The 10,448-nt window shown below is 39.2% G+C and carries 9 protein-coding genes; 7 read left to right on the top strand and 2 right to left on the bottom strand.

The window, feature by feature from the left end; all coding sequences use genetic code 11:
- The first annotated feature begins 540 nt into the window (after positions 1 to 540).
- The 6 genes from HMPREF9455_RS13930 to HMPREF9455_RS13905 all read left to right on the top strand — a co-directional run bounded on the left by HMPREF9455_RS13930 (position 541) and on the right by HMPREF9455_RS13905 (position 7,751).
- The gene (locus HMPREF9455_RS13930) at positions 541 to 1,743 is read left to right on the top strand and encodes a pyridoxal phosphate-dependent aminotransferase (RefSeq protein ID WP_006800354.1); all 1,203 of its coding nucleotides are present in this window, start codon (positions 541 to 543) and stop codon (positions 1,741 to 1,743) included.
- Positions 1,740 to 2,321, top strand: coding sequence for a non-canonical purine NTP diphosphatase (locus HMPREF9455_RS13925; RefSeq protein WP_006800353.1), 582 nt, complete (start codon positions 1,740 to 1,742; stop codon positions 2,319 to 2,321). Before HMPREF9455_RS13930 ends, HMPREF9455_RS13925 begins: the two co-directional genes overlap by 4 nt.
- Before the next feature lie 280 nt (positions 2,322 to 2,601).
- Positions 2,602 to 4,098 carry a butyryl-CoA:acetate CoA transferase gene (locus HMPREF9455_RS13920; protein WP_006800352.1) on the top strand — a complete coding sequence of 499 codons (1,497 nt, stop codon included), beginning with the start codon at positions 2,602 to 2,604 and terminating at the stop codon, positions 4,096 to 4,098.
- A gap of 284 nt (positions 4,099 to 4,382) precedes the next feature.
- Positions 4,383 to 4,826: a hypothetical protein gene (locus HMPREF9455_RS13915; protein WP_148401906.1), complete on the top strand. Its 444-nt coding sequence runs from the start codon at positions 4,383 to 4,385 to the stop codon at positions 4,824 to 4,826.
- 89 nt (positions 4,827 to 4,915) lie between these two features.
- Positions 4,916 to 5,593 (top strand): RluA family pseudouridine synthase, encoded by a 678-nt coding sequence (locus HMPREF9455_RS13910; protein WP_006800350.1) that lies wholly within the window; start codon positions 4,916 to 4,918, stop codon positions 5,591 to 5,593.
- Between the two features lie 34 nt (positions 5,594 to 5,627).
- Complete coding sequence (locus HMPREF9455_RS13905; protein WP_006800349.1) at positions 5,628 to 7,751, top strand: Tex family protein; 2,124 nt, start codon at positions 5,628 to 5,630, stop codon at positions 7,749 to 7,751.
- Positions 7,752 to 7,822: 71 nt separating this feature from the next.
- Here HMPREF9455_RS13905 and HMPREF9455_RS13900 read toward each other — a convergent pair whose 3' ends face one another.
- The gene (locus HMPREF9455_RS13900; protein ID WP_006800348.1) at positions 7,823 to 8,380 is read right to left on the bottom strand and encodes an outer membrane protein; all 558 of its coding nucleotides are present in this window, start codon (positions 8,378 to 8,380) and stop codon (positions 7,823 to 7,825) included.
- A gap of 390 nt (positions 8,381 to 8,770) precedes the next feature.
- Positions 8,771 to 9,616 (bottom strand): energy transducer TonB, encoded by an 846-nt coding sequence (locus tag HMPREF9455_RS13895; protein WP_006800347.1) that lies wholly within the window; start codon positions 9,614 to 9,616, stop codon positions 8,771 to 8,773.
- A 538-nt stretch (positions 9,617 to 10,154) separates the two neighbouring features.
- On the opposite strand from HMPREF9455_RS13895, the gene HMPREF9455_RS13890 reads away from it, so the two are divergent.
- Positions 10,155 to 10,448, top strand: a 294-nt coding sequence (locus HMPREF9455_RS13890; RefSeq protein ID WP_044216353.1) for a DUF4372 domain-containing protein, incomplete at its 3' end; no start/stop codon positions are given.

Raw genomic sequence — 10,448 nt, 5'->3', positions numbered from 1 at the left:
TCTCTCTCTCTCTCTCTCTCTCTCTCTCTCTCTCTCTCTCTCTCTCTCTCTCTCTCTCTCTCTCTCTCTAGCAAAATAATACTAACTCCCAAATTTCCAGATGGAAAAAGAGAGCCCATAATTGTATTATTTGGCAGGAAAACGTGCATTATTTTTTATTTATCTTAGTATAAATTGTCTTGTGTATCAATTGCAAAGTAAAAGATAAAAATTTGATTTAACAAATATATTTTAAGAATATTAAAAAAGGGGGAAAGCCTTTCCTGTGTTCTGTAGGGCTATATATAGTTCGTTTTTTCATATTTTGTAATAGACACATAGATTTAAATAATTATTTGTTTATGCAACTTTCCGCCTTTATACTGTATAGCTTTACACTCAAATGTTAATGTTAAATTAGATTGGTAATTCTATTGAGGAAACAGGTAAAAGATAAATATATGGAAGTCCTCATAATTCGTCATTTATAACTTATGACTCATAAGTAAAATTCGTATATTTGCGCCTTGTTGAAAATAAAATATATATTAAAATAGTATTATGCCACATATTTCGCAACGAGGAATAGAAATGCCGAATTCTCCCATCAGGAAATTGGCTCCATTGTCCGACTCGGCTAAAGCCAGGGGCTTGAAAGTATATCATCTGAATATCGGACAGCCCGATTTGCCTACTCCCGAAGAAGCGCTTGAGGCGATACGCAATATCGACCGCACTATACTAGAGTATAGTCCCAGCGATGGATACCGCTCTTATCGTGAAAAACTGGTTGGTTATTATGCAAAGTATAATATAAATGTATCGGCTGACGATATAATTATTACTACCGGAGGCTCCGAAGCTGTGTTGTTTGCATTTCTGGCCTGCCTCAACCCGGGAGATGAAATTATTGTTCCCGAGCCTGCTTATGCCAACTATATGGCCTTTGCCGTATCTGCCGGAGCGATTATCCGTACGGTATCTTCTTCTATTGAAGAAGGGTTTGCTTTGCCCCCGGTTGAAAAGTTTGAAGAACTCATAAATGAACGCACAAAAGGGATTATGATTTGTAATCCGAACAACCCGACGGGCTATTTATATTCCCGTGCCGAAATGAATCAGATAAAACATCTGGTACAGAAGCATGATCTTTATCTGTTTTCGGATGAGGTATACCGGGAGTTTATTTATACCAATTCACCATATATTTCGGCTTGTCATCTTGTCGGTATCGAGGATAATGTGGTGCTGATAGACTCGGTCTCGAAAAGATATAGTGAATGTGGTATCCGTATAGGTGCATTGATCACTAAAAATAAGGAATTACGGAAGACTCTGATGAAATTCTGTCAGGCGCGTCTAAGTCCGCCGCTTATCGGGCAGATTGCAGCAGAGGCTTCGCTGGACGCCAGTCCCGATTATCTCCGCGATACTTACGATGAATATGTGGAAAGACGGAAATTTCTTATCGACCGCCTGAACCGTATACCGGGAGTTTATTCGCCTATCCCTATGGGTGCTTTTTATACGGTCGCACGTTTGCCCGTCGATGATGCCGATGAGTTTTGCGCATGGTGTCTGTCCGATTTTGAATATGAAGGGCAGACAGTGTTTATGGCTCCGGCTTCAGGATTTTATACAACGCCCGGATTGGGGAAAAATGAAGTTCGTATAGCCTATGTTCTTAATAAGGAAGATCTGGGAAATGCCCTTACGGTATTGGAGAAGGCATTGGAGACTTATAATGCGTTGAAAAAGAAATGAAAAGAAAACTTGTTTTTGCTACCAATAACGCTCATAAACTGGAGGAAGTCAGAGAAGTTGTAAAAGATAAATTTGAAATACTCAGTCTTAAAGAGATTGGTTGCCATGAAGATATAGCCGAACCGGGTGAAACCCTGGAAGAAAATGCTTTGATAAAAGCCCGCTATGTGAAAGAGAAATACGGTTACGACAGTTTCGGTGATGACACGGGGCTTGAAGTAGAAGCCTTGAATGGTGCGCCGGGCGTCTATTCGGCCCGTTATGCCGGAGATGGGCATGATGCTAAAGCCAATATGAAGAAGTTACTGGCTAATCTGGACGGCATTACAAACCGTAGGGCCCGTTTCAGGTCTGTTATAGCGTTGATTCTGGATGGAAAGGAATATCTTTTTGACGGGAAAATTGATGGGGAAATAATTTCAGAAGAAAAAGGATCGGCAGGATTTGGATATGATCCCATTTTTATGCCTGTTGGGTATACCGAAACGTTTGCCCAGTTGGGAAGTGATGTTAAAAATAATATAAGTCATCGGGCATTGGCCGTAAAAGCTTTGTGCCGTTTTTTGGAAAGTATCTGATTAAAAACCAATGTTGTATTTTTTTTGAAGCTGATGCAGGGGCAATACGATTCGTCGCTACAATCTATGATGTGTCAGTAAATATTTATATTACTAATTATTTTTTCTTCAGAAACGAAAGTCTTTATTCCCTGAATAACTATGGTAAATTGCAGTCTTTGAATTTTTAATGATTTAAAATAGCACATCAGATATTTATTTTGTACTTTTGCAGCGCGAAAGCGAAACGCATATGAAAATCAACTTAATAACTTATATAAATCATACATTTTAAAAAACAATGGCTTTAAAATTTATGACTGCTGAAGAGGCAGCCGCACTTATCAACAACAACGACAATGTGGGATTTAGCGGTTTTACGCATGCAGGATGTCCCAAAGTAGTACCCGGATTTATCGCAAAACGCGCCGAAGAGGAACATGCAAAGGGCAATCCTTTCAAAATAAATGTGTTCACCGGAGCATCCACAGGAGATAAGTTAGACGGGGTCTTAACCAGGGCGAAAGCTATCAATTTCCGCGCACCTTATCAAACAAACAAGAGCATGCGTGAAGCTATCAACAACGGGGAAATCAAATATTGTGATTTACACCTTTCAACGATGGCTCAGGATATCCGTTACGGGTATTATGGAAAGATAGACTATGCTATCGTAGAAGCATGTGAAGTTACAGAGAATGGTGAAATAGTTCCTACATGCGGTGTTGGCATCTCTCCTACAGTTAGCCGTTTGGCAAAAAAAGTCATTGTAGAATTAAATGAATGGAATCCGAAGGCTATGCGTGGGATGCATGATATTCCCGAGCCTCAGGACCCGCCTACACGTGAAGATATTCCGGTATACGGAGTACATGACCGCGTAGGTAAAGACCATATAAAAGTAGATCCTGATAAAATAATCGTTGTAAGAACCAACGAACCGAATGAAGGTAGCGGCTTTGCTCCGGTAGATGAAGTAACTGCAAAAATCGGAGAAAATGTAGCTAATTTCTTTATTAAGGAAATGGCTGAAGGCCGTATGCCGAAAACCTTCCTGCCTGTACAGTCAGGTGTGGGTAATATAGCAAATGCCGTACTTGCTGCTATGGGAGAAAGTAAGGAAATTCCTGATTTTGATGTTTACACAGAGGTGATTCAGGACGCTGTTATCGGCCTTATGGAATCGGGACGTGTAAAATTTGCAAGCGGCTGTTCATTAACAGTAAGTAATCCTTGCATCGAGCATATATATCAGAATCTGGACTTCTTCAAAGAAAGGATCGTGTTGCGTCCATCCGAATATTCAAATAATCCCGAAGTAGTTCGCCGTCTGGGTGTTATTGCCATCAATACAGCTATTGAAGCGGATATTTACGGTAATATTAACTCAACCCATGTGATGGGTACCAAGATGATGAATGGTATCGGAGGTTCTGGAGACTTTACCCGTAGCGCATACGTGTCTATATTTGTAACGCCATCTGTGGCAAAAGACGGAAAGATAAGTTCTTTTGTGCCGATGGTTGCACATCAGGATCATAGTGAGCATTCGGTGAAAGTAATCATATCTGAATATGGTGTGGCCGATCTTCGTGGCAAATGCCCTGAAGAACGTGCGCAGGAAATCATTAATAACTGTGTACATCCGGATTACCGTCCTCTATTGCAGGAATATATTAAGAATGCACCTAAGGGACAAACAAGATTCGATATGTATAATGCCTTTGCTTTTCACGAAGCATTCCAGGAAACAGGCAATATGAAAAACGTTACCTGGAGAAAACCAAAGAACGCTTAACACATATATATTAAACATTATAACTGAGAAAACCTTTCGATTGTCAATCGAAAGGTTTTTCTTTGTATTATATATTAGCTACATTTCAACTATTCATTATTTCCTTAATTAAGTAATTTATGAAATACGCGAAACTTTTTTTTACATCTATTATCTTTTTTATCTTAATAAATACATCTTTCTTTATCAGTGGTTTATTGGGTTTTCTTGCGCTACCTTGTGCGGTATTGATGTTTGTACTTTTCTTGGTTCTTTTTGGTTATTGCTGTTATTATGTAGTGTTGATGATAAAAGAGAGATTTCAGGATAAATACAGAAATATACTAGTTGTCACGCTTGTCATAGTATTAGGCCTGACAGTATATAAGCCCGAAGGCCTGTTGAGTTATGAGCTTCTTAATGGCAAGAGAGTGATGTATGCTTTTAACGAAGGTGCAGCAAACTGCACAACAAATTTAGACCTGTATTCTAATAATATATTTACCTTTACTGATATCTGTTTTGGTGTTTATACGACTTTAGGAAAATATAGAATCAATAGTGATACTATATTCTTTGAGAAAATATATATAGATAAGCGGAACGATTTTTATGAATATGCTGTTTATTCAGATGTTGAACATTATTATTTGAAGGGGAAAGAAGGTGTATTACAGCTTTACCGTAAACAAACAGATACAGTACCGGCTTATGTATTGTCTGTTTTGAACAAATCAATATTCAAATGAGTTTATGTATTTCATTTTTCAATCCCTTATAAAAACTAAACTTACTTCATTATCTTTGCATCATTCTTTTAGTAAAAAAATGAAATAGAATGACTGTTCTCTACGAAGATAACCATATTATAATTGTCAATAAGACTGTATCGGAAATCGTACAGGGGGATAAGACGGGCGATAAGCCACTTTCGGAAATTGTAAAAGAATACCTGAAAGAGAAGTACAATAAGCCGGGAAATGTTTTTTGTGGCGTTACCCACCGCCTGGATCGCCCAACGAGCGGTATCGTGGTTTTTTCCAAAACAAGCAAGGCTTTACCCCGCTTAAATGACATGTTTAAGAATAAGGAAATAAGTAAGACATACTGGGCCGTTGTAAAGAATGCTCCCAAACAGCCGGAGGGGACATTGAAGCATTATCTGGTGCGGAATGAAAAACAAAATAAATCATACGCTTATGATACGGAGAAGCCGAATTCGAAGTTGGCCATATTACATTATAAACTTATTGCCCGTTCAGATAAATACAGCTTACTCGAAATAGACCTGGAGACAGGTCGCCATCATCAGATACGTTGCCAGCTGGCAAAAATCGGCAGCCCGATAAAAGGGGATTTGAAGTATGGTGCGGAGCGTTCCAATCCCGATGGCGGTATCAGTCTGCATGCACGTAAGATATCCTTTATTCATCCGGTATCGAAAGAATTAATAGAGGTTACTGCGCCTGTTCCGGAAGATAATTTGTGGCAGGCTTTGGAGGCTATTGTGAAATAGAATATATTATCTTTGCTCAAATTTTAATTTTGTTATGACTATAATTGATCTAATATCGTCAGCGTTAAGCATAAAAGCTTCACAAATCGAAAAAACAATAGGTTTACTGGATTCGGGTGCTACTATTCCTTTTATCAGCCGTTACCGTAAAGAAGTCACAGGGGGATTGGATGAGGTTCAGATAGGAGCTATAAAAGAGCAAAATGACAAGCTCAATGAACTCGTAAAGCGCCGTGAGACAATCCTGAAATCGATAGAAGAGCAGGAGAAACTGACGCCTGAACTGAAAACGCGTATCGAAAACTGTTGGAACAGTTCGGAACTCGAAGATATCTATCTTCCTTATAAACCCAAACGTCAGACGCGTGCCGAAATAGCCCGTAAAAAGGGATTGGAGCCGCTTGCAAAATTGATTATGGCGCAACACCCGATGGATGTGGAAGGGAAAGCCCTCTCATTCGTAAAAGATGATGTAAAAGATACGAAAGACGCTATTGCCGGAGCATGCGATATTATTGCCGAATGGATAAATGAAGATGAATATGCCCGTAATACTATTCGCAATCTTTTTGAAAGGGAGGCTGTTATTACCGCCAAGGTAGTGAAGGGGAAAGAAGAGGAAGGGGATAAATACCGTGATTACTTCGACTTCTCTGAAAAATTGAGTAAGGCTTCATCCCACCGCATACTGGCAATACGCCGCGGGGAATCGGAAGGTTTTCTCCGTGTAAATATTGCACCGGATGAAGACACGGCGCTGGAAAGATTGGACAAGCGCTTTATTAAAGGAGATAATGACAATGAAGCCACTAACTATGTGGCTGATGCTATAGAAGACTCATACAAACGATTATTGAAACCATCCATAGAAACGGAGTTTTCGGCTTTGTCGAAACAAAAGGCGGATGAGGAGGCCATACGTGTATTCATCGAGAATCTTCGTCAACTTCTGTTAGCTCCACCATTGGGCCAGAAGAGAGTATTGGGTATCGATCCCGGATACCGTACAGGATGCAAACTTGTGTGTCTCGACGCGGAAGGAAACTTGTTGCATAATGAGACTATTTATCCGCATCCACCGCAAAATGAGACGTCCAAGGCCGGCAATAAAGTGGTGAAGTTGGTGTCTACATATAATATAGACGCTATTGCTATCGGGAATGGTACTGCCAGCCGCGAAACGGAGCGTTTTATTACCAACCTCCGCTACGAAAAGGAAGTGAAAGTATTCGTTGTGAGTGAGAATGGGGCATCGATCTATTCTGCGTCCAAGATTGCCCGTGAAGAATTTCCTGATTATGATGTGACAGTCAGGGGGGCGGTGTCTATTGGTCGTCGTCTGATGGACCCGTTGGCCGAATTGGTGAAGATAGATCCGAAATCGATCGGGGTAGGGCAGTACCAGCATGATGTAGATCAGACAAAATTGAAAAATTCCCTTGATCTTACCGTCGAAAGTTGCGTGAATCTCGTTGGTGTAAATGTAAATACTGCAAGTAAACACCTGTTGACTTACGTGTCAGGCTTAGGGCCTGTATTAGCACAGAATATAGTTGATTATCGTGCGGCACACGGCGCATTCAAGTCCCGAAAAGAACTGATGAAAGTAGCACGTATGGGCGAAAAGGCGTTTGAACAATGTGCAGGTTTTCTTCGCATTGCCGAAGCTGTGAACCCGTTGGATAATTCTGCCGTACATCCCGAAAGTTATCATGTAGTAGAGAAAATGGCTAAAGATCTGAAGTGTACTGTTTCAGAATTGATCCGGAATAAAGAATTGAAAAAATCGCTCGACCTCAAGTCGTATATAACGGACACGGTCGGATTGCCTACGCTGAACGATATAATGGAAGAACTGGATAAACCGGGACGTGACCCGCGTAAAGGAATTAAGATGTTTGAATTCGATCCTAATATCCGTACTATCGATGACCTGCGTGAAGGTATGATTCTTCCCGGAATCGTTACCAATATCACAAACTTTGGTTGCTTTGTGGATGTGGGTATCAAAGAGAACGGACTGGTACATATTTCGGAAATAGCAGACCGTTTCGTTTCCGACCCTACCGAAGTGGTGTCTCTCCATCAACATGTGGAGGTAAAAGTATTGTCTGTTGATACGGCACGGAAACGGGTGCAATTATCGATGAAAAAATAAGAATCTGGTTGACTAAAAAAGGAGTTACAATCAGCGTAACTCCTTTTCATTCCTTTTTCCGGCTTGTATTATTAAAACTTGTATGCAATGCCTAAAGCTATATTGATACGACTGCCATCTTTGATTTTGTAACGGAATTCGCCGTTCAGCGCCAGATTATCGGTTAATTCATATTCGGCGCCACCGCCCAGTGAAAAAACAAAGTCACTGCTCGATGTTGATCCATCTTCCGATACAGCGATGCCTAAAATATTACCCAATTCGCCTAAACTCTCGTTGATAGCCTGTCCATTAGAAGCTTTGGTGTTAATGAGCCCCAAACCTGCTGAAGGATACAGGGTAAACTTTTCTGTTAGAGGAATCAGGTAATGTCCGTATACGCTGGCATCCCACATGGTGATGCCATCTTTTTTTAAGAAATAATCGAATTCCGCAGCCAAGCGGACCGGATCGGTTACATTGTAGAGGAATTTGGCACCGAGACCATAATTGGTGAAACTGTCTCCACTTCCTATTACCAGGTTGGCACCGATAGCTTTGTCCCCTTTTTCTTGCGCTATTGTTACTGCGCTTACCGCTACCGTCATGATGATTAGCATCACCATTCTTTTGAATAGAACATTTTTCATTTGTGTAAAAAATTAGATGATTAATAATGTGAATTTCGAATTATTATTAATTTGGTATCGCTTCTGTATTGTAGTATTGAATTTGAATAGATTTTGTTTATGTTAGGGATTACTTAAAATCATTAGATTTTAAGGATGATACAGTCTTAAATTTCAATAGTACGGATTGTTTCCATGTGTATTGTCAATTTTGTATGTTTAGTGTTATAAGGTTTAAACAATTTCTAATTCTTTGTAAGAAATTCTACACAAATATATATGAAAAATTGATAATAAATAATTTTTGGACTGAAAAATATATTTATCTGTAAAAAGCATTTTTACGCGTTAATGACCGGAAGATTTTTCTTCCGGTCATTAACGCGATGTTTTATTTTTTATAATAAATTACTATTTCAGCTTGAATACGATTGGCATTGTAAAGTAAACCGGAACGGCAACTCCGTTATTCTTGCCCGGTATCCATCTGGGCATGCCTTTCAGTACCCTTATGGCTTCCTTGTCGCAAGTCGGGCTGATTCCTTTCAGTAGTTGGATATCAGTGATATCTCCGGTTTTGCTTACCACGAATCTTAGAGTAACTGTTCCTTGTATTCCCATTTCCTGATCCACAACCGGATATTTGATATTATCGTATATATATTTATACATATCGGTTTGTCCACCGGGGAACTGAGGCATAAATTGAGCGCTTATGAATACTTCGGGTTCTTTAGAGGCGGCTCCTCCTTGTCCGTCACCTACTACATTGGTTTCAAATTCTTTGCGTACAGCGTCTTTGTGGTCAGAACCATCGTCTTCTACATTAAAGTTACCAATCTCCCTTTTATCTGTAGTCAGGTCACTCATATTGGCCATCTCAGTGTCATCGGGGGCATCTTCGTTCTTTACAATTGTAGGCGGGGCAAATTTTTGCATCGGAAGGAATTTAGGAGGTTCCGGAATTTCAGGTTTAATCACCTCAGGCTCCGGTAATTTGTTATCCACCTCAATCACCGACGTAGTGTATATGTCATCTACACCACCTGTATGATTTTTTGCAGTTGCAGCACTGATTGTGCTGATGATTGCCGGCAGACAGGAGACAAAAGCCGCAAATAATACCACTACGCCGAATGCGATCAGGTGTCTCTTGGTAGAGGATTGGCGTAATTCAAATGCACCGTATGATTTATTTTTACCTTCAAAAATAATATCACACCATTCTGCGGAATTTAAGTTAACTAAGTTTTTCATAACTGTAAGTTTTATATGTTATTAATTATTCCCCTTTTGTACCTAATAGATATTTAAAAGCCTTAAATTCCATAAAAGGGTATAAAAATTTTTGAAAATAATCCCGGAAAGATTATCTACTTCTTATATAGAGTGGTGTAGCTGAAATTTGCGTATATAATATATTGAAAACTTTATCTATGTATATAGCTGATAGCCTTTAGCTGTCAGCTTATAGCTCTTTGAAGTATTGGGATAAGTAAGTGATGAGTAATGAGTAATAAGTAATAAGTAATAAGTTGAAAGTTATATGAGATACGAGTAGACAAGATACGAGGAATAGGGCAAACGCATCAAAATTCATAAAGCTGTTTTTCAGCCTTATGTAGTGGCGTATTGCATACGCCCAATTGTGATATTTTGCTATGCGGGCGTATGCAATACACTAGTGTCCACTAAAAAACATTAACAAGCGATGTAATTATTTGATATGCAATTAATAATATTCGTTTTTTTTACGTGTACATTTCAAATCTCTATTTTTGTTAGAAGTAACAAAATGATAGTAGGAATGCACAATGGACATTACGTTTTTACTCAATTATGTAGATTTCTGCCCAAGAGAGCTTTTGATTGTTTAGTCGATAAATACGAAGGCAATAAATATGTAAAATCATTTACTTGTTGGAATCACCTTTTAGTTCTGATTTTTGGTCAGTTATCTAATCGGGAAAGCCTTCGGGATTTGATAGGGATACTTGATGCGCATAAGAAAAAGTTTTATCATCTTGGATTTGGAAAAAGCGTAACACGTAGTAATTTATCTAAAGCCAATGAAGTACGTAGTATAGAT

Source organism: Dysgonomonas gadei ATCC BAA-286 (assembly GCF_000213555.1).
Classification (GTDB): Bacteria; Bacteroidota; Bacteroidia; order Bacteroidales; family Dysgonomonadaceae; genus Dysgonomonas; species Dysgonomonas gadei.
Note: the sequence above shows the minus strand (reverse complement) of the source record. Positions and strands in the feature narration are given on the sequence as shown.

What these genes read in the sequence shown, in the direction of transcription:
- HMPREF9455_RS13895 (WP_006800347.1), bottom strand. Translation starts at nt 9,616, where the DNA reads ATGAAAAACTTAGTTAACTTAAATTCCGCAGAATGGTGTGATATTATT.
- HMPREF9455_RS13925 (WP_006800353.1), top strand. Translation starts at nt 1,740, where the DNA reads ATGAAAAGAAAACTTGTTTTTGCTACCAATAACGCTCATAAACTGGAG.
- HMPREF9455_RS13910 (WP_006800350.1), top strand. Translation starts at nt 4,916, where the DNA reads ATGACTGTTCTCTACGAAGATAACCATATTATAATTGTCAATAAGACT.
- HMPREF9455_RS13915 (WP_148401906.1), top strand. Translation starts at nt 4,383, where the DNA reads ATGATAAAAGAGAGATTTCAGGATAAATACAGAAATATACTAGTTGTC.
- HMPREF9455_RS13930 (WP_006800354.1), top strand. Translation starts at nt 541, where the DNA reads ATGCCACATATTTCGCAACGAGGAATAGAAATGCCGAATTCTCCCATC.
- HMPREF9455_RS13905 (WP_006800349.1), top strand. Translation starts at nt 5,628, where the DNA reads ATGACTATAATTGATCTAATATCGTCAGCGTTAAGCATAAAAGCTTCA.
- HMPREF9455_RS13920 (WP_006800352.1), top strand. Translation starts at nt 2,602, where the DNA reads ATGGCTTTAAAATTTATGACTGCTGAAGAGGCAGCCGCACTTATCAAC.
- HMPREF9455_RS13900 (WP_006800348.1), bottom strand. Translation starts at nt 8,380, where the DNA reads ATGAAAAATGTTCTATTCAAAAGAATGGTGATGCTAATCATCATGACG.